The organism is Pseudomonas sp. GW456-12-10-14-LB2 (genome assembly GCF_002884345.1).
Taxonomy (GTDB): Bacteria; Pseudomonadota; Gammaproteobacteria; order Pseudomonadales; family Pseudomonadaceae; genus Aquipseudomonas; species Aquipseudomonas paraglycinae.
The window spans coordinates 20,447-40,449 of the sequence record NZ_POHV01000046.1 but is presented as its reverse complement, the minus strand read 5'-3'; the positions used below and the strand labels follow the sequence as shown (position 1 = coordinate 40,449).

Sequence of the window (20,003 nt, the reverse complement as noted above, 5' to 3'; positions counted from 1 at the left end):
ATTCTCGCCGAGAGCCATGGCCGAGTAGAGAGCCGAAGTACAAATTCGGAAATGACCTACGCGAAAAGCAGACGACATCACTTTGCTCGTCTGGACGAAAGCATTTTCGCGAAGAGAAAAAGAAGCGTCTCACCTGGTTGTCTGAAACGTCCGCAGTAAGCGGAACAATTTCAGACAACCAGATGAAAGCGGAACCTGGCCTCAGGAAGACAGGTAAGAGGAGCGGGTCAGACCCAGACGCAATGCATCGAGAAACTGAGTGCGCTCGCTGGCGCTGATGCGGGCACTGGCGCACTTGTCGCGGTAGTGGGTCATCAGCTCTTCCGGCGACAGGTGCACGTAGCGCAGCATGTCTTCGATGGTGTCGTGGGTTTCAATACCGGCGTGGTACACGCTGCCGTCGGCGTTCTGGTAAATGTTCACCGAGTCGGTGTCACCGAACAGGTTGTGCATGTCGCCGAGGATTTCCTGATAGGCGCCGACCAGGAATACGCCCAGCAAGTAATCTTCACCTTCGTTCAGCGCGTGCACCGGCAGGCTGGTCTCGATGCTCTGCTCGTCGACGTACTGATTGATCTTGCCGTCGGAGTCGCAGGTCAGGTCTTGCAGAACGGCACGACGCAGCGGCTCTTCGTCGAGACGGTGCAGCGGGATGATCGGCAGGACCTGATCGATCGCCCAGGTGTCCGGCAGGCTCTGGAACACCGAGAAATTGCAGATGTACTTGTCGGCCAGCTTGTCGTTGAGTTCGTCCAGCACCTGACGGTGCGAACGCTGACGCGCTTTCAGCGAGTTGTGCAGGCGACGGCACACGGCGAAGTAGCACTGCTCGGCCAGGGCTTTCTCGGCCAGGGTCAGTTTGCCGTCGGCGTACTGGGCGGCCACGTCGCTCATGTAGTGGGTGGCGCGCCAGTAGGTTTCGGTGACCATTTCGATGTCGGTCGGGCCGAGCAGGTCAACCAGCCACTGCACGGTTTCCGGCAGCGCTTCCTTGTTCTCGATCTGTGGCACGTCGTCGTTGTGCTTCTCGACGTCGGTCACCTGCACCACCAACATCGCGTGGTGGGCGGTCAGCGAGCGGCCGCTTTCGGAGAAAATGTGCGGATGCGGCAGAGCCTGCGCGTCGCAGAACTCTTTGAGCATGCCGACCACGACACCGGCGTAGTCGTCCATGTCGTAGTTGATCGAACTGGCGTTGCGCGAGTGCGTACCGTCGTAGTCCACACCCAGACCACCGCCGACGTCGATGTGATCGACCGGCAGACCGAGGTTGCGCAGTTCGCCGTAGTAACGGATCGCTTCCTTGAAGCCGTGCTGGTAGTCAGCGAGGTTGGCGATCTGCGAACCCATGTGGAAGTGCAGCAGACGAATGCCCTGATCCAGGCCCGCCGCGCGGAAGCGCTCGACCACCGACAGCAGTTGCGCCGCCGACAGGCCGAACTTGGATTTCTCGCCACCGGTGTCCGCCCACTTCGACGACGCCAGCGACGACAGACGCACGCGCAGGCCGACCTGCGGCTTGACCTTGAGCGAGGCGGCTTCTTCGATCACCAGACCGACTTCGGATTCTTTCTCGATCACGATGAACACGTTGTGGCCGAGCTTCTGGCCCATCAGCGCCAGGCGGATGAACTCGCGGTCCTTGTAACCGTTGCAGACGATGGTGCCGCCCTTCGGCGCCAGCGCCAGCACCGCCAGCAGCTCAGGCTTGGAGCCGGCTTCCAGACCGATGGAAACGTTCTGGGTGGCGATGATGTTCTCGATCACCGCTTCCTGCTGGTTGACCTTGATCGGGTACAGCGCGGTGTATTTGCTCTGGTATTCCAGACGCTCGATGTTCGCATCGAAAGCGCCGGTCAGCTGACGGACGCGGTCTTGCAGGATGTCGGGGAAACGCACCAGCAGCGGCAGGGACAAGCCACTCTTGCGCAACTGGTCGACTTGTTCGAACAGATCGATAGGCGAGCTGCTCGGGCCGTTCGGACGAACTTCGACGCGACCGGCGTCATTGATCGCGAAATACCCGGCCCCCCAATGGCGAATCCCGTAAACACTGCGGCTGTCCGCAACTGTCCATTGGCTGCCATCGTCTTTGCGTGTGCGTCGTACGGACATCGAAGTCCCCTATAAAGAAGTCATAGTGCGTCGCCTGATCTCAGGCCGGCGCAGTCTAAAGAATGAAAATGACGGTTCGTCAGCGGGGCGGTAGACCGCGCTGACAGCGTTGAGTTTAGAAACCGGTCATGAACAGGCTCTGTGAAAACCATGGAAACGACGTCAGGCCCAGAAACGCTGGAGCTGAATCAAGCCGCCGGTGGGTTTCACAGAGGCTGCTAGCCGCCGGACTTCTTCGCCTTGAAACCGTGCTTGACCAACTCGGCCAGGAGCAGCTCGACATGGTCGCCCTGAATCTCGATGATCCCGTCTTTCAACGCACCGCCGGTGCCGCAACGTTTCTTCAACGTTGTCGCCAGCTCCTTGAGTGCGTCTTCGGCCAGGGGCACGCCGGTGATGGTGGTCACCGTCTTGCCGCCACGGCCCTTGCTCTCGCGGCGCACGCGGGCAATGCCGTCGCCGGCCGGGATCACGGTTTGTTTGCAGATACAGGCGTCCACCGGCTTGCTGCATTCCGGGCAATGACGACCTGCGTCGGTGGAAAATACCAGGCCGCCCAGGGCGGCGAAGGATGCGGCTTTTTTGGCCACCGGCAATCCTCTCGGGAGGACAAAGACTGATCGCAGCCTTGGGCAAGGCTATCGACCGCGAAGCCCCACTCAGGCAGGGGCAGCGCTACTGTGCCATCGGCTCGTGAAAGCGGGCCGGCACAGCTTGAAAAGGTCGCGCAGTGTAACGGCAAAAACGCCGATTGCTAAGTGCCAATCGGCGCCAATTTATGTGTTCTTTGCGACGTCGCTTTGCTGAGCCTTCAGATAGCGTTTCAACGCGGCCAGAGAGTCCGGGCAATAAGGCTTTTGCTGGATTTCCAGCATGACCTGCGCGACCGGAATGAAGCGCGCTTCGAGCACTTCTTCCGGCTGCAGGATCAGCGGCCCGTCCCACACCGCCGAAAACGCCGAACACCACAGGCGATTGCCGGTGTCTTCGAAGTAGAAATGGTCGTGGGCCGTCAGCTCGACGCCGCTCACCCCCAACTCTTCCTCCAGTTCACGGGCCGCCGACTCGGCGTACGTCTCGTTCGCCTGCACCATGCCGCCTGCCGCCACGTCCCAGTAACCGGGATAAATGGCTTTGCTCAACGTGCGCCGATGCACGCAAAGTTCACCGGCGGAGTTGAACAGCATGATGTAGGTGCCACGGCCGATCAGCCCGCGCTCGCGCAGGTCGGCGCGCACCAGGGAACCGAGCAGGTTGTCCTGCTCGTCGACCCACGCAATCTGCTCGGCATCCGAGGCGGCGCGGTGGGCCGCCTCTCTGGCGCTCTCGTCCATGACTCAGCCCTGATTGAGCAGTTGACGCAAATCGATCACGGCGGCGTTGGCCCGGGAAATGTAGTTGGCCATCACCAGCGAGTGGTTGGCCAGCACACCGAAGCCGCTGCCATTGAGGATCATCGGGCTCCAGACCGGCTCCTGGGAGGCTTCCAGCTCACGAATGATCTGACGCACGCTGACGGTCGCGTTCTTCTTCGCCAGCACGTCGGCGAAATCGACCTCGATTGCGCGCAGCAGGTGCGACAGCGCCCAGGCCTGGCCGCGGGCTTCGTAGAACACGTTGTCGATCTGCATCCACGGAGTCTCGACGACTTCCTCGTCGACCTGCGGCACTTCACCCACCGCCGGCACTTCGGTTTTCAGCGCGGTGTTGAGCTTGACCCGGCCAACGCTGGCCGACAGCCGTTGCGACAGCGAACCGAGACGGGTGCCAACATCGCCCAGCCAGTTGTTCAGGTTGTCGGCGCGGGCGTAGAACAGCGCGTTTTTCTGGGTCGGGTCGGACAGGCGCGCCTGATAACGGCTCAGGGAATTGATGCCTTCCTGATATTCCGACTCGCTGGACGGCAGGATCCAACTCTTGTTGTCGAAGTTGAAGCGCGGCTCGGCCTTGGCCAGGTCGGCGTCTTCAGCCGATTGCGACTGCGAGCGGGCGAAGTCCTTGCGCAGGGCGCGGGTCAAATCGCGAACCTGCACCAGCACGCCGTATTCCCAGCTCGGCATGTTGTCCATCCACAGGCCCGGCGGGAAACGGTCGTTGGAAATGTAGCCGCCCGGCTTGTCGAGCAACGTGCCGGCAACGGTTTTCAGGGTTTCGACGGTGGTGTAGCCGACCACCATCTGCTTGCCCTCTTTCTCGGCGGCAACCTGAGCGTTCTGCGCCACGGGAAACAGCGCCGGCTCCTGGCTCCAGTACCAGCCAAGGGCAATAGTCACCAACAGGTAAATGGCGACCAGCGTGGCCAGCGCCCGGCTGAACAACAGCCCGCCGACATAGCTGCGGGTGGCCGACTTGGGCTCGGCGGCACGTTCAGGCGCGCTGCCCGCGCGGTTCTTCCAGTCCAGCATGGCGATATCCTTTCAATCTTGGGTTCAACGGTTCGACCACAACCATACAACAACGTGCCTCGACCGGGCACCCGTCAATATTGACAGGCGTTATCTCGCTACCCGACACGAGGCCTGTACAGACCGCCCTAAGGGATTCCCCGATATCCAATTCACCACCAATTCGATGCCGATACCCGCAACGCGACAGCACAAACACCCTGCCCCACCTTTCTCATACTCCGATAAATTCACCGGCGTACAGATCGGCAAATGTCCGGTAGATGGGGACTTCCGCGACGATCAGGGTCAAATTGAAACCCGGGAGTCAGAAACTGAATGATGTCGTACCGCAGATTATTGACGTACGACACTCATGTAAGGGAAAAGAGGTGCTAGCATAGAGCCACCAGTCGATCTCAGCATGCACCCTAACTAGTAGTCAGGATATGACCGAGCCAGAAGACCCCAGCCGTGAGCGCCTCAAGCACCACTTTGCCCAGCGGGTAATTCATCAGGCACGTCAGATTCTTGAGATATGGCAGCGCCTGCAACGCAGTGAGTGGTCCACTGCCGATCTCGCCGAACTGAGCGAGGCCAATTTGCGCCTGCTGCGTTTTGCCGAGCGTTTCGAACAGCCCGAACACACGCAGCTGGCCCGCCACATCAGCCAGTCGCTGGACGCGGTGGACGCCAATCGCGGACGCCTGAGCAGCGGCCTGATCACCGATCTCAACCGTTTGATGCAGCGTCTGTCGCGCACCGGCCTGCGCCATGGCGATCAGCTTGATCAAACCTTCCTGCCGCCCCTGCGCAAACCGATCTACGTGATGCTGCAGGATCACGACCGCGCCGAGCGGCTGGCCAAACAGCTGGAGTTTTTCGGTCTGAGCGCCCAGGCGCTGGACAGCGTGTCGGCGTTTCGCTCGTCGATGGTCGAGCGCCTGCCGGCCGCGATCGTCATGGACGTGGATTTCAGCGGCGTCGGCGTCGGCCTGAAACTCGCCGCCGAAGCCCAGCAAGGTCTGGAAGAACCGCTGCCCCTGCTGTTCTTCAGCCTGCACGAAACCGACACCCCGACCCGCCTCGCGGCAGTGCGCGCCGGTGGCCAGGAATTCCTCACCGGCACCCTCGAAGCCTCGAGCCTGCTGGAGAAGATCGAGGTCCTGACCTGCGTCGCCCAGTACGAACCCTATAAAGTGCTGATCATCGACGACTCCCGCGCCCAGGCCCTGCACACCGAACGCCTGCTCAACAGCGCCGGGATCGTCACCCGCACCCTGATCGAACCGATCCAGGCCATGGCCGAGCTGGCGGACTTCCAGCCGGACCTGATCATCCTCGACATGTACATGCCGGCCTGCACCGGCACCGAGCTGGCCAAGGTCATCCGTCACAACGACCGCTATGTCAGCGTGCCGATCATTTATCTGTCGGCCGAGGACGATCTGGACAAACAGCTCGACGCCATGAGCGAAGGCGGCGATGACTTCCTGACCAAGCCGATCAAGCCGCGCCACCTGATCACCACCGTGCGCAACCGCGCCGCCCGTGCGCGTAACCTGAAAGCACGGATGGTCCGCGACAGCCTCACCGGCCTGTACAACCACACGCACATTCTGCAATTGCTCGAAGACTGCTCGTTCCGCGCCCGCCGCGAGAACAAGCCGTTGAGCTTTGCGATGCTCGACATCGACCACTTCAAGCGGGTCAATGACAGCCACGGCCATCCCATGGGCGACCGGGTGATCAAGAGCCTGGCGCTGTTTCTCAAGCAGCGTCTGCGCAAGACCGATTTCATCGGTCGTTACGGCGGCGAAGAATTCGCCATCGTCATGCCGGACACCGATATAGAAGCGGCGCACAAAGTGCTCGACGAGATCCGCCAGCGCTTTGCCGAGATTCACTATCCGGCCCAGCCGCAGGATCTGTGGTGCACCTTCAGCGCCGGCGTGGTGGAAATGCACGACGACTCCGACAGCCTGATGATGGCCAGCCAGGCCGACGAGGCGCTGTATCGCGCCAAGGGCGAAGGACGCAATCGGGTGCAGACCGCGCGCGACTCAAAGCAAAGTGCCACTTTTTCATCGGATTCGACCCAATCGGTCATAACCCTGTAACAGAACCGCAATAAATTCAGGCGCTTACCATTCTGCCGTTGGTAGCCGTCATGCGCCTGAAGTTGCTCACCAATCTCAATACTCTGTTGCTGGTCGCCGTCTGCGTGGCCCTCGGCGCCACGCTGTGGTGGTCGCAGAAAGCCCTGGAGCGCCCGTATCTGTTGATGGAGCGATACCTGGGGCTGTCGCAGCAATTTCAGAATGACGTGGCACGCAACGTCGAGGATTACCTCGCCAGCGGCGACGCCCTGCGCCTGAGCAGAGCCAGCCAGGCCATCGATCAGTTGCAGAAGGAGCTCGACGAGCTGCCGCCGGCGCTGGCCGACACCTTGCGCCCGAGCCTCACCGGCCTCGATGAATTCAGCAAGACCGACCTGCTGGCCGCCGGCAAACTGGCCGGCGATCCGCAGGCCCTGCTGTTGCAGGCCGAGCGCGAATTGAGCGCCAGCCTCGATCAGCTCAGCACGTATGCAGGCGGCAACGCGACCTATCTCACGCCTCTGCTCGTTGCCTCTCAACATCTGGGCAAACTGTCGCTGGCCCGAGACAAACTGGTCAGCAGCGGGCGCAGTGAACTGGCCGCCGATGTCGAACGCGAAGTCAGCAACATCCGCGCCCAGGCCCAGACGATCGATGCCCTGCCCTTGCTCGGCGTGGTCGCCAGCAGTGAATCCGGCAGCGACGATTTCGCCGCGATGATGGGCATCGAAAGCACGGAAAAAGCCGCTGCCGAAGATGCTGGTGTCGGCCTCAAACGCGAGCTCAACAGCCTGCTGGGGCGTTACCCGGCGGAGCTGGCGCGCACCCGCGAGCAGATCCAGAAACGCACCGACCTGAGCACCGCGACCCACCAGAAAATCGCCGCCGTGCAGCAAGCCATCGCCGGTCTCGAACCGGTGGTGCGCGCCCAGCACGGGCAGATCCAGGGTGAAGTGCGGCTGATGCAAGGCGTGATGATCGGCCTGATTCTGCTGATCGCGCTGCTGATCGACACCCTGCAGCGACGCCTGGCCCGCACCCTGACCAACCTCGCGCCGGCGCTGTCGACCTGGGCCGAAGGCGATTTCAGCCGCGACATTCATCTGGGCAAGACCAACCGCGAACTGCACGACATCGAAGCCTCGCTCAATCGCCTGCGCGCCTATCTGGTGGATCTGGTCGGGACGATTCGCGGCAATGCCGAGCAAGTGGCCGGCAGCAGCCGCACCCTCGCCGAGCTGAGCAATGACTTGCACAGCGGCGCCGAACATCAGGCCGGCGATACCGCGCTGATCCGTGACTCCCTCGGCGAACTGGAAGCGACCATCCAGCAAGTGGCCGGCGATGCGCGCCAGGCCGCCGACGCCAGTCGCCATGCCGGGCTGGCCGTCGAACACGGGCAACAAGTGATCGGCCAGAGCCTCACCGGCTTGCACGCGCTGGTCGGCGAAGTGCAAGGCAACGCGCAGATGATCGAACACCTGGCCGAAGAATCGGCAACCATCGGCGGCGTGCTGACGGTGATCCGCTCGATTGCCGACCAGACCAACCTGCTGGCGCTCAACGCGGCGATCGAAGCCGCTCGGGCCGGGGAAATGGGCCGTGGGTTTGCCGTGGTGGCCGAGGAAGTGCGCTCGCTGGCGCAACGTACCGCCGGCGCCACCGCCGAAATCCAGACCCTGATCGCCGGCCTGCAAACCGCCGCCCGGCAATCGGTCGAGGGCATGCGCGCGCAGGTCGAACACGCCGAGGCCACGGCCAATCAGGCGCAATCGGCGGACGGTGCGCTGGACAAGATTGTCGGCGCGATCCAGACCATCTCCGACACCGCGATCCGCATCGCCGACATCACCGCGCAACAGAGCGGTGCGGTCAGCGAGATCCGCGATCACAGCGAACGGATTCACCAGTTGGGCGGGGACAATCTGCTGCGCATCGGCCAGGGCCGCGAGCAAGGCGAGAACCTGCTGTTGCTGGGCGGTCAGCTGCACACCGCCGTGCAAGCGTTCCGCGTGTGACACACAGCGCAGGGCCAAGTCCGCTATCATTCCCGCACCTTTGATTCGCGAGATTGTCATGCGCCGTCTGCTCTGCCTGCTGTTTTTCGTCTTCGCCCTGCCGGCCGGAGCCGCCGGTCTGTTCGACAGCAAACCCAGCGCCACACTGGGCTCGGTCAACAACAGCGCCGATTTCCTGCCGGTGCGTGAAGCCTTTCAACTGAGCCTGGTCGAGAGCACGCCGCAATCGGTCAAACTGCGCTTCGTCGCCACCGAAGGCTATTACCTCTACCGCCATCGTTTCCAGTTTCGTGCCGAGCCTGCCGAGGTAAAACTTGGCGCCGCACAATTGCCGCAAGGCGAACAGAAACACGACGAGTACTTCGGCGACGTCGAGGTCTATCACGGCATCCTCGATGTAGAACTGCCGCGCAATGATCCCCGGGCTTTCACGCTGGCCGTCACCTATCAGGGCTGCGCCGACAAGGGTTTGTGCTACCCACCGGAAACCGAACGCCTGAGCATCGAGGGCAACGCAGCGGCGAATGACGCGCCCGCTCCGGTGACGGGTTGGGACTGGCGTGATCTGGCGCTGTTTTTCCTGGCAGGCCTGGGCTTGACCTTCACGCCTTGTGTATTGCCGATGCTGCCGATCCTGTCCGGCGTGGTGTTACGCGGTCAGGTCGGTGGTTTGCGTGGCTTCAATCTGTCCCTCGCTTATGTGCTGCCGATGGCTGCGTGCTTCGCGCTGCTTGGGGCGCTGATGGGGCTGTTCGGCGCGCAACTGAATTTGCAGGCGCGGCTGCAGTCAGCGTGGGTGCTTGTGCCGTTCGCGATGTTCTTTGCGGTGTTCGCGCTGGCGATGTTCGGCGTATTCGAGCTGAAACTGCCGCACTTCATCAGCAGCCGTCTCGACCGGATCGCCGGCCGCACTGAAGGCGGCTCGCTGTGGGGTGCCGCGGTATTGGGTGTGGTGTCGAGTCTGCTGGTATCGCCATGCGTTTCCGCCCCGCTGGCCGGCGCGCTGCTTTATATAAGCGCCAGCGGCGATGCGCTGGGCGGCGGCCTGAAGCTGTTCATGCTCGGGCTGGGCATGGGCGCACCGCTGTTGCTGGTGGCTACCGGCGGCGCGGCGTGGCTGCCGAAAAGCGGGCCGTGGATGATGTACGTGAAGAATGGCATCGGCGTGTTGCTGCTCGGGCTGGCCATCGGCCTGCTCAGCCGGGTGGTGCCGGGGCAGATCACCTTGCTGCTGATCGGCTTGCTGGCTGGTGGCGTTGGCCTGTTCCTCGGTGCTCTGGAATTTGTCTACAAACCGCCGCGCAAACGCCTCGGCCAGCTGCTCGGCCTGTTCCTGCTGTTTTATGCGCTGGCCTGCTGGTACGGCGCGTTCAGCGGGCAGACCGACCCGTTGAATCCGATAGCCCCGGCACGCCTTGCCGACAGCGGCTCGACTGCGCAAAACAGCGGTTCGTGGCAGACCGTCAGCACCCCGGCGGAACTGGATCGAGTGCTGCTCGAAGCGAAAACCGTCGGCACCCCGCTGCTGCTCGACTGGTACGCCGACTGGTGCATCAGTTGCAAAGTCATCGAACACGAAGTGCTCAATGACGCGACAGTCGTCGATCGGCTCAAGGGCTATCGACTGATCCGCTTCGACATCACCGCAAGCAATGCCGAACAGCGCACCCTGCTCGACCGCTACAGCCTGTTCGGCCCACCGGCGCTGATGTTCTTCGGCAAGGACGGGGCGGAACGTCGCGATGTGCGGGTGATCGGCGAGATCAACGCCAGCGACTTCGCCGAACGTGTTGCCAAAGCGAATGACCGGATTTAATCAGTCAGTCACATATTTTGCGCAAACATCGGTCATCGTGCTGGCTATTGCAGAGAACTGGACAGTCACAAAGTCTTTGCGGCATAGTCGCCGGGTTCTGACGAAGGCTCACCCATAACAAGGAACACGCAGATGGCAACGCTACTGGTGCTGCACGGCCCCAACCTGAACCTGCTCGGCACCCGGGAACCCGGGACCTACGGGTCGACCACCCTGGCGCAGATCAATCAGGATCTGGAACGCCGCGCCCGTGAAGCCGGCCATCATCTGCTGTATCTGCAAAGCAACGCCGAGTACGAATTGATCGACCGCATCCACGCCGCACGCGGCGAGGGCGTGGACTTCATTCTGATCAACCCGGCAGCATTTACACACACAAGTGTCGCATTACGTGACGCGCTGCTGGGAGTGAGCATCCCATTCATCGAAGTGCATTTGTCCAACGTGCACAAACGCGAACCTTTCCGCCATCACTCTTACTTCTCCGATGTAGCGGTAGGAGTGATCTGCGGCCTTGGCGCCAGCGGTTATCGACTGGCCCTGGAGGCTGCACTAGAGCAGCTTGAACAACAAGCTATACGCCCCTGACCGACCCTTGGGAGTTGATGATTCATGGATATCCGTAAAGTTAAGAAACTGATCGAATTGCTGGAAGAGTCCGGCATCGACGAGCTCGAGATCAAGGAAGGCGAAGAGTCCGTACGCATCAGCCGTCACAGCAAGACCCCGGCGCAGCAATACTACGCTCCGGCTCCGATGCAGGCTCCGGCCGCTGCACCTGCCGCCGCTGCCGCTCCGGTTGCTGCTGCCGCAGCTCCAGCCGCCGCTGCTGCTCCAGCGCTGAACGGCACCGTTGCCCGTTCGCCGATGGTCGGCACCTTCTATCGCAAATCTTCGCCAACCTCGCCGTCCTTCGTTGAAGTCGGCCAGACCGTGAAGAAAGGCGACACCCTGTGCATCGTCGAAGCCATGAAGATGATGAACCACATCGAAGCTGAAACCAGCGGTGTGATCGAGTCCATCCTCGTCGAAGACGGCCAGCCGGTTGAGTACGACCAACCGCTGTTCACCATCGTTTGAACTGCGGAGAGCCTTTGATGACTGCGAAGTTGGAAAAAGTTCTGATCGCTAACCGCGGTGAGATCGCCCTGCGGATTCTGCGTGCCTGCAAAGAGATGGGCATCAAGACCGTCGCCGTTTACTCCAAGGCCGACAAAGAGCTGATGCACCTGGGTCTGGCAGACGAATCCGTCTGCATCGGCCCGGCGTCCGCCGCTCAGTCCTACCTGCACATCCCGGCAATCATTGCGGCCGCCGAAGTGACTGGCGCTACCGCCATTCACCCAGGCTACGGTTTCCTCGCGGAAAACGCTGATTTCGCCGAGCAGGTCGAGAACTCCGGCTTCGCCTTCATCGGCCCGAAAGCCGAAACCATTCGCCTGATGGGCGACAAGGTATCGGCCAAGCACGCGATGATCGAAGCGGGCGTGCCAACCGTTCCAGGTTCCGACGGCCCGCTGCCGGAAGACGAGGAAACGGCACTGCGCATCGGTCGTGAAGTCGGCTACCCGGTGATCATCAAGGCCGCCGGCGGCGGTGGTGGTCGCGGCATGCGCGTGGTGCACAAGGAAGAAGACCTGATCGCCTCGGCGAAACTGACCCGCTCCGAAGCAGGCGCGGCGTTCGGCAACCCGATGGTCTATCTGGAAAAATTCCTGACCAACCCGCGTCACGTCGAAGTGCAGGTTCTGTCCGACGGCCAGGGCAACGCCATCCATCTGGGTGACCGCGATTGCTCGCTGCAACGCCGTCACCAGAAGGTTCTCGAAGAAGCGCCGGCACCGGGCATCGACGAGAACGCGCGCAAGGAAGTCCTGGCCCGCTGCGTCAAGGCGTGCATCGACATCGGCTACCGTGGCGCCGGCACCTTCGAGTTCCTGTACGAGAACGGTCGTTTCTACTTCATCGAAATGAACACCCGTGTTCAGGTGGAGCACCCGGTTTCGGAGATGGTCACCGGTATCGACATCGTCAAGGAGATGCTCAGCATCGCCGCTGGCAACAAGCTGTCGTATACCCAGGATGATGTGGTGATCCGCGGTCACTCGCTGGAATGCCGGATCAACGCCGAAGACCCGAAAACCTTCATGCCGAGCCCGGGTACGGTCAAGCATTTCCACGCTCCAGGCGGCAACGGCGTTCGCGTCGATTCGCACCTGTACAGCGGTTATGCCGTTCCGCCGAACTACGACTCGCTGATCGGCAAGCTGATCACTTACGGCGCGACCCGCGACGAAGCCATGGCCCGCATGCGCAATGCCCTGGACGAAATCGTGGTCGACGGGATCAAGACCAACATCCCGCTGCACCGTGATCTGACCCGTGACGAAGGCTTCTGCAAAGGGGGCGTGAACATTCACTACCTCGAGCACAAGCTGGCTGGCGAGAAGCACTAAGCTTCAGCCCGCACCAGACAAGGCCGCCTTCGGGCGGCTTTGTTGTTTCTGCAGATTGCAAAAAACCTGTGGGAGCGAGCTTGCTCGCGAAGGCGGCGCATCAGTCAGCATCAAAGTGACTGGCAATCCGCTTTCGCGAGCAAGCTCGCTCCCACAAAAGCTTTGAGCTCGCGTAAACTTGCGCGCTTCTCGCTGGCCGCTAGGCTGCAATCAATCTTTTTCACAGGTGCCCGCCATGCCTTGGCTGCAAGTAAGACTCGCCATCAGCCCAGAACAAGCCGAAACCTACGAAGACGCTTTCCTTGAAGTGGGCGCCGTTTCGGTGACCTTCATGGACGCCGAAGATCAGCCGATCTTCGAACCGGAACTCAATACCACCCCGCTGTGGGCGCACACCCACCTGCTGGCCCTGTTCGAGGGCGGCACCGAAGCCGCTCCGGTACTGGCCCATCTGGAACTGCTGACTGGCAGCCCGCTGCCCGAGCACCACAGCGAAGTGATCGAAGACCAGGACTGGGAACGCAGCTGGATGGACGGTTTCCAGCCAATGCGTTTCGGTCAGCGCCTGTGGATCGTGCCGAGCTGGCACGCCGCACCGGAGCCGGACGCGGTCAACCTGCTGCTGGATCCGGGCCTGGCGTTCGGCACCGGCACTCACCCGACCACCGCCCTGTGCCTGGAATGGCTGGACGGCCAGGATCTGAAAGACTGCAACGTGCTGGACTTCGGCTGCGGCTCGGGGATTCTGGCGATTGCCGCCCTGCTGCTCGGCGCGAAAGAAGCCGTGGGCACCGACATCGACGTGCAGGCACTTGAAGCCTCCCGCGACAACGCCGGGCGCAACAACATCGCTGACGAATTGTTCCCGCTGTACCTGCCGGAAGACCTGCCGCAGGTCAAAGCCGACGTGCTGGTGGCCAACATTCTGGCCGGCCCGCTGGTTTCCCTGGCGCCGCAACTGTCCGGCCTGGTCAAGTCCGGCGGGCGTCTGGCGCTGTCAGGGATTCTTGCCGAACAAGGTGACGAAGTCGCTGCCGCCTACGCACAGGACTTCGATCTCGACCCGATCGCCAATCGTGATGGCTGGGTGCGCATCACCGGCCGTCGGCGCTAGAATGACCGCCTGCTCAATCCGGATCGCCGCATGACCGACAGCTTCGTCACCCAGTGCCCGCATTGCCAAACCAGTTTCCGTGTCAGCCACGCTCAGTTGAGCGTGGCCCGCGGGGTGGTTCGTTGCGGCTCCTGCCTGCAAGTGTTCAATGCCGCCAAGCAATTGCTGGAGCAACACGCAAGCAAGGAAGCGGTCACACCGGTGGCGCCGCTAATCAGCGAGCCGCCGATCAGCGAGCCTGAGCCCGTCGAGCCACCGGCCATCGTCGAAGCGCCCGAGCCGCGCGCCATCAGCCAGAAGCAATGGAGCGCCGCCGAGCTGGATCTGGACAGCCTGGATCTGGACGAAGAACTGGCCCGCCTCGAACAACGGGAAATCCAGCCGACCACCGAGTTCGGTCGCCCGCGCGAAGACTCCCTGAGCGCTCGCCGCGATAGCCACGAACCGGAAGACACGACGTGGCCGGACAGCCTGTTCAGCGAACCGGCAGATGAGCGCGCCCCCGAAGTCGAAGATGAACCCGAAGCCATCGAGCCCGAACCGGTCCGACCGGAGCGCACCGAACCTTCGCTGTCGCTGGAGCCGGTGGATCTCGACGACGAACCGCCGATTCCGCAACTGCGCCTGCACGATCCGATCGACCCGAATGCCCGCCGCGAACGCCTGTCGGCCAGCGACGACGTCGATGACGAACTGCCACTGATCGAAGCCCCGCGCAAAAAGCGCGAACGCGTCGAATCCAGTGTTCGCGCCGAAGCCTTGCAGGACCTGACCGACGACCCGCTGCAACTGGACTGGCAGAAACGCCGCTCGCCCTGGGGCCGTCGCCTGCTCTGGCTGTTGCTCATCGTGCTGGCCGCCGCCGGCCTGGGCGGACAATACATCGCCTATCACTTCGACGAACTGGCGCGCCAGGATCAATACCGGCCGTGGTTCCAGCAACTCTGCCCGCAAGTCGGCTGCACGGTGCCGTCCAAGGTGGATATCGCCAAGATCAAGAGCAGCAACCTGGTAGTGCGCAGCCACCCGGAATTCAGCGGTGCGCTGGTGGTGGACGCGATCATTTACAACCGCGCGCCGTTCTCGCAGCCGTTTCCGCTGCTGGAGCTGCGCTTCGCCGACCTCAACGGTCACCTGATCGCCAGTCGTCGCTTCAAGCCCGGCGAATACCTCAACGGCGACCTCGAAGGCATGGCGGAAATGCCGCCGCAGACGCCGATCCACATCGCCCTGGACATCCTCGATCCAGGCCCGAAAGCCGTGAACTACAGCCTGAGTTTCCACTCGCCCGAGTGAACGCTTCACCGCTCCCGGATTGACGGCAGTTTTCTGACTGCGCAGCGCGCGACCAAACCGCCGGTAATAACAGAATAACTGTTCAGATTTTGTTCAATTCAGCCTTTATCCAGTCATCGAGAGCGGGTATCATGCCAACCCTTTTTCGAACTCTCATGATCCGGCCCCACTTCAGGGAAGTCCTATGTCGGCGGTACGCATCGGCCCATATACATTGCAGAACGGCTTGATCCTCGCCCCGATGGCGGGCGTCACCGACCAGCCCTTTCGTCAGCTGTGCAAGCGTTTGGGCGCAGGGCTTGTAGTCTCGGAAATGGTCACCAGTGACATGAGCCTGTGGAACACCCGCAAGTCGCGCATGCGCATGATCCACGAAGGCGATCCCGAGCCACGCTCGGTGCAGATCGCCGGTGGCGATGCGCAGATGCTGGCGGATGCGGCCCGGGCCAACGTCGAACTGGGCGCACAGATTATTGATATCAACATGGGTTGCCCGGCGAAGAAGGTCTGCAACAAGGCCGCCGGCTCCGCGTTGTTGAAGGATGAGGCACTGGTTACCGAGATCCTGAACGCCGTCGTGGCGGCAGTTGATGTGCCGGTGACCTTGAAGATCCGCACCGGATGGGATCGCGACAACAAGAACGGCCTGACCGTGGCGAAGATCGCCGAGCAGGCCGGGATCACGGCGCTGGCGGTGCATGGCCGCACCCGCGCCGACCTGTACACCGGCGAAGCCGAGTACGACACCATTGCCGCGATCAAGCAGGCGGTGTCGATTCCGGTCTTTGCCAACGGCGACATCGTATCGCCGGAAAAGGCCCGCTACGTGCTCGACGCGACCGGTGCCGATGGCCTGTTGATCGGCCGGGCCGCCCAGGGGCGGCCATGGATTTTTCGCGAGATCGAACACTTCCTGCGTACCGGCGAAAAACTGCCGGCGCCGGAGCTGATCGAGGTGGAACGCATTCTGCTTGAGCATCTGGCCGCCCTCCACGCCTTCTATGGGGACGTGATGGGCGTGCGAATTGCCCGCAAGCATGTGGGCTGGTATCTCGCAACCTTGCCGGGCGCCAGGGAATTTCGCGCCCACTTCAATCGTTTGGATGGTACGGAAACACAATGCGCCAACGTTCGGGAGTTCTTCGCCGAACGTTACAAGAGCCTGACAGGGGACGGAGAAGGGGTGGCCGCATGACGATGATGACCGAGACTTTAGTGAGTGGAACAACACCCGTGAGCGACAACGTGAATTTGAAACAGCACCTCAATACCCCGAGCGAAGAAGGCCAGACCCTTCGCGGGAGTGTCGAGAAGGCGCTGCACAATTATTTCGCCCACCTTGAGGGCGCGTCCGTCACGGACGTGTACAACCTGGTGCTCTCCGAAGTCGAGGCTCCCCTGCTCGAAAGCGTGATGAACTACGTCAAGGGCAACCAGACCAAGGCCAGCGAGCTGCTCGGACTGAACCGCGGCACGCTGCGCAAGAAACTCAAACAGTACGATCTGCTGTAAGCATTCAATCAAACCAGAAAGGCGCCCGCGTAAAACCGGTCGCCTTTTTTGCTGACTTCCCTTGCTTTTGATGGAAATTGAGATGACCGACCAGACTACCCGCCTGCCGATCCGCCGCGCCTTGATCAGTGTTTCCGACAAGACCGGGATCCTCGAATTCGCCAGGGAGCTGGAAGCCCTGGGCGTGGAAATCCTTTCCACCGGCGGGACCTTCAAACTGCTGCAGGACAACGGCGTGGCCGCAGTGGAAGTCGCGGATTACACCGGTTTCGCAGAGATGATGGACGGTCGGGTGAAAACCCTGCACCCGAAAATCCACGGCGGGATCCTCGGTCGTCGCGGTATCGACGACGCGATCATGAACGAGCACGGCATCAAGCCGATCGATCTGGTAGCCGTCAACCTGTACCCGTTCGAAGCCACCATCAGCAAGCCAGGCTGTGACCTGCCGACCGCCATCGAGAACATCGACATCGGCGGCCCGACCATGGTCCGTTCGGCGGCGAAAAACCACAAAGACGTGGCCATCGTGGTGAATGCCAGCGATTACGCCAACGTCCTGGAAAACCTCAAGGCCGGCGGCCTGACCTACGCTCAGCGTTTCGACCTGATGCTCAAGGCGTTCGAACACACCGCCGCCTACGACGGCATGATCGCCAACTACATGGGCACCGTGAACCAGGCTGCTGACACCCTGAGCACCGAAGGTCGCAGCGAATTCCCGCGCACCTTCAACAGCCAGTTCATCAAGGCCCAGGAAATGCGCTACGGCGAGAACCCGCACCAGAGCGCGGCGTTCTATGTTGAAGCCAAGCCTGCCGAAGTCGGCATCGCCACCGCCACCCAGCTGCAAGGCAAAGAACTGTCGTACAACAACGTGGCCGACACCGACGCCGCGCTGGAATGCGTGAAGAGCTTCGTCAAACCGGCCTGCGTGATCGTCAAGCACGCCAACCCGTGCGGCGTGGCCGTGAGCCCGGACGCCGAAGGCGGCATCCGTCAGGCCTACGAACTGGCCTACGCCACTGACACCGAATCGGCGTTCGGCGGCATCATCGCCTTCAACCGTGAACTGGATGCCGAGACCGCCAAGGCGATCGTCGAGCGTCAGTTCGTTGAAGTGATCATCGCACCAAGCGTCAGCGAAGAAGCCCGCGCCATCGTTGCTGCCAAAGCCAACGTACGCCTGCTGGCCTGCGGCGAGTGGTCGGCGGATCGCGTTCCGGCCTGGGACTACAAGCGCGTCAACGGCGGCCTGCTGGTACAGAGCCGCGACATCGGCATGATCGGCGCCGACGATCTGAAAGTGGTGACCAAGCGCGCGCCGACCGAACAGGAAGTCCACGACCTGATCTTCGCCTGGAAAGTGGCCAAGTTCGTCAAATCCAACGCCATCGTCTACGCCAAAAACCGCCAGACCATCGGTGTCGGCGCCGGCCAGATGAGCCGCGTGAACTCCGCGCGTATCGCGGCGATCAAGGCTGAGCACGCCGGTCTGCAAGTGGCGGGTTCGGTAATGGCGTCGGACGCGTTCTTCCCGTTCCGCGACGGTCTGGACAATGCGGCCAAGGTCGGTATCACTGCCGTGATCCAGCCAGGTGGCTCGATGCGTGATGCTGAAGTGATTGCTGCTGCTGATGAAGCCGGCATCGCGATGGTGTTCACGGGAATGCGTCATTTCCGTCACTGATACACGGCAGCTACAAGCCTCAAGCTGCAAGCTGCAAGAAAGAGCAGTCAGGTATCGCTCCTTCTTGCAGTTGCAGCCTCATTAATTCAGAGCCATAAGCTGTAATCGAGAGTCACACACTCGCTCTTGCTTGCAGCTTGTAGCTTGCAGCTTTCTCCGAAGGAGTCTCTCTTTGAACGTTTTGATCATTGGCAGCGGTGGCCGCGAACACGCCCTGGCCTGGAAAGTGGCTCAGGATCCACGTGTGCAGAAGGTTTTCGTCGCACCGGGCAACGCCGGCACCGCGATTGAAGACAAGTGTGAAAACGTCGCCATCGACGTGCTGGCCCTCGAGCAGCTCGCTGACTTCGCCGAGAAAAACGTTTCCCTGACCATCGTCGGTCCGGAAGTGCCATTGGTGGCCGGCGTCGTTGACCTGTTCCGCTCCCGTGGCCTGGACTGCTTCGGTCCGACCGCCGGCGCCGCGCAGCTGGAAGGCTCGAAAGCCTTCACCAAGGATTTCCTGGCGCGCCACAAGATCCCGACCGCCGACTACCAGAACTTCACCGAGATCGAGCCGGCCCTGGCTTATCTGCGTGAAAAAGGCGCACCGATCGTGATCAAGGCCGACGGCCTGGCCGCCGGTAAAGGCGTGATCGTCGCCATGACCCTGGCCGAAGCCGAAGATGCCGTGCGCGACATGCTCGCCGGCAATTCCTTTGGCGACGCCGGTTCGCGCGTTGTCATCGAAGAATTCCTCGACGGCGAAGAAGCCAGCTTCATCGTCATGGTCGACGGCAAGAACGTTCTGCCGATGGCCACCAGCCAGGACCACAAACGCGTCGGCGACGGCGACAGCGGCCCGAACACCGGCGGCATGGGTGCTTACTCCCCGGCTCCGGTGGTCACCGCCGACGTGCACCAGCGCGTCATGGACCAGGTGATCTGGCCGACCGTGCGCGGCATGGCCGACGAAGGCAACGTCTACACCGGTTTCCTGTACGCCGGTCTGATGATCGACAAGGCCGGCAATCCGAAGGTCATCGAGTTCAACTGCCGTTTCGGCGACCCGGAAACCCAACCGGTGATGCTGCGTCTGCAATCGAGCCTGGTGCTGCTGGTCGAAGCTGCTCTGGCTCAAGCGCTGGACAAGGTTGAAGCACAGTGGGATCCACGTCCGAGCGTCGGCATCGTGCTGGCCGCTGGCGGCTACCCGGGCGACTACGCCAAGGGCGCGCCGATCAACGGTCTGGACGCAGCCGCCGCACTGGAAGGCAAGGTCTTCCACGCCGGTACTGCGCTCAAGGACGGCAACGTCGTGACGGCCGGTGGTCGGGTGCTGTGCGCCACCGCCATGGGCGCCAGCGTCAGCGCCGCCCAGGAGCAGGCCTACAAACTGGCCAAGGCCATCGACTGGGAAGGCTGCTTCTACCGCACCGACATTGGCTACCGTGCCATTGCCCGTGAACGCGGTGAGTCTCAGTAATAAGCTACGCTGTGTTTCCGGCAGGGGCTCATCGCCCT

Annotated in this window: 16 protein-coding genes; 12 read left to right on the top strand and 4 right to left on the bottom strand. The window is 62.0% G+C overall.

The features are described 5' to 3' along the window. Positions 1-201: 201 nt before the first annotated feature. From speA to C1X29_RS25025, 4 genes are all read right to left on the bottom strand, one after another. Entirely contained in the window at positions 202-2,115 is a 1,914-nt protein-coding gene (speA, locus tag C1X29_RS25040) for an arginine decarboxylase (RefSeq protein ID WP_011332271.1), read from the bottom strand. A gap of 218 nt (positions 2,116-2,333) precedes the next feature. Further along, a complete protein-coding gene (locus C1X29_RS25035) occupies positions 2,334-2,705 on the bottom strand; it encodes a translation initiation factor Sui1 (protein WP_007951016.1) in 372 nt (123 codons plus the stop codon). A gap of 186 nt (positions 2,706-2,891) precedes the next feature. Continuing rightward, a complete protein-coding gene (locus C1X29_RS25030) occupies positions 2,892-3,449 on the bottom strand; it encodes an NUDIX hydrolase (protein ID WP_085746565.1) in 558 nt (185 codons plus the stop codon). Between the two features lie 3 nt (positions 3,450-3,452). Further along, positions 3,453-4,520 carry a DUF2333 family protein gene (locus C1X29_RS25025; protein WP_102688343.1) on the bottom strand — a complete coding sequence of 356 codons (1,068 nt, stop codon included), beginning with the start codon at positions 4,518-4,520 and terminating at the stop codon, positions 3,453-3,455. Between the two features lie 428 nt (positions 4,521-4,948). Here C1X29_RS25025 and gcbA point away from each other — a divergent pair, with 428 nt between their 5' ends. The 12 genes from gcbA to purD all read left to right on the top strand — a co-directional run bounded on the left by gcbA (position 4,949) and on the right by purD (position 19,965). After that, on the top strand, positions 4,949-6,619 hold the full coding sequence (gene gcbA / locus C1X29_RS25020) for a diguanylate cyclase GcbA (protein ID WP_102718619.1): 1,671 nt from the start codon (positions 4,949-4,951) through the stop codon (positions 6,617-6,619). Positions 6,620-6,669: 50 nt separating this feature from the next. After that, complete coding sequence (locus tag C1X29_RS25015) at positions 6,670-8,616, top strand: methyl-accepting chemotaxis protein (protein WP_102718618.1); 1,947 nt, start codon at positions 6,670-6,672, stop codon at positions 8,614-8,616. A 58-nt stretch (positions 8,617-8,674) separates the two neighbouring features. Then, entirely contained in the window at positions 8,675-10,432 is a 1,758-nt protein-coding gene (locus C1X29_RS25010; protein ID WP_102718617.1) for a protein-disulfide reductase DsbD, read from the top strand. A gap of 132 nt (positions 10,433-10,564) precedes the next feature. Next, a complete protein-coding gene (gene aroQ / locus C1X29_RS25005; RefSeq protein ID WP_007951022.1) occupies positions 10,565-11,020 on the top strand; it encodes a type II 3-dehydroquinate dehydratase in 456 nt (151 codons plus the stop codon). Positions 11,021-11,044: 24 nt separating this feature from the next. Next, on the top strand, positions 11,045-11,512 hold the full coding sequence (gene accB, locus C1X29_RS25000) for an acetyl-CoA carboxylase biotin carboxyl carrier protein (RefSeq protein ID WP_007951023.1): 468 nt from the start codon (positions 11,045-11,047) through the stop codon (positions 11,510-11,512). A 17-nt stretch (positions 11,513-11,529) separates the two neighbouring features. Further along, entirely contained in the window at positions 11,530-12,888 is a 1,359-nt protein-coding gene (gene accC / locus C1X29_RS24995) for an acetyl-CoA carboxylase biotin carboxylase subunit (protein ID WP_064593229.1), read from the top strand. Between the two features lie 235 nt (positions 12,889-13,123). Continuing rightward, positions 13,124-14,002: a 50S ribosomal protein L11 methyltransferase gene (gene prmA / locus C1X29_RS24990; protein WP_007951025.1), complete on the top strand. Its 879-nt coding sequence runs from the start codon at positions 13,124-13,126 to the stop codon at positions 14,000-14,002. A gap of 30 nt (positions 14,003-14,032) precedes the next feature. After that, positions 14,033-15,298, top strand: coding sequence for a DUF3426 domain-containing protein (locus C1X29_RS24985; RefSeq protein WP_102688347.1), 1,266 nt, complete (start codon positions 14,033-14,035; stop codon positions 15,296-15,298). Between the two features lie 184 nt (positions 15,299-15,482). Further along, complete coding sequence (gene dusB, locus C1X29_RS24980; RefSeq protein ID WP_011332261.1) at positions 15,483-16,493, top strand: tRNA dihydrouridine synthase DusB; 1,011 nt, start codon at positions 15,483-15,485, stop codon at positions 16,491-16,493. Next, positions 16,490-16,810, top strand: coding sequence for a DNA-binding transcriptional regulator Fis (fis, locus tag C1X29_RS24975; protein ID WP_002555375.1), 321 nt, complete (start codon positions 16,490-16,492; stop codon positions 16,808-16,810). Before dusB ends, fis begins: the two co-directional genes overlap by 4 nt. 82 nt (positions 16,811-16,892) lie before the next feature. After that, a complete protein-coding gene (gene purH / locus C1X29_RS24970) occupies positions 16,893-18,500 on the top strand; it encodes a bifunctional phosphoribosylaminoimidazolecarboxamide formyltransferase/IMP cyclohydrolase (RefSeq protein WP_102688348.1) in 1,608 nt (535 codons plus the stop codon). Between the two features lie 172 nt (positions 18,501-18,672). Then, positions 18,673-19,965, top strand: coding sequence for a phosphoribosylamine--glycine ligase (gene purD, locus C1X29_RS24965; RefSeq protein ID WP_102718616.1), 1,293 nt, complete (start codon positions 18,673-18,675; stop codon positions 19,963-19,965). Positions 19,966-20,003 lie beyond the last annotated feature (38 nt).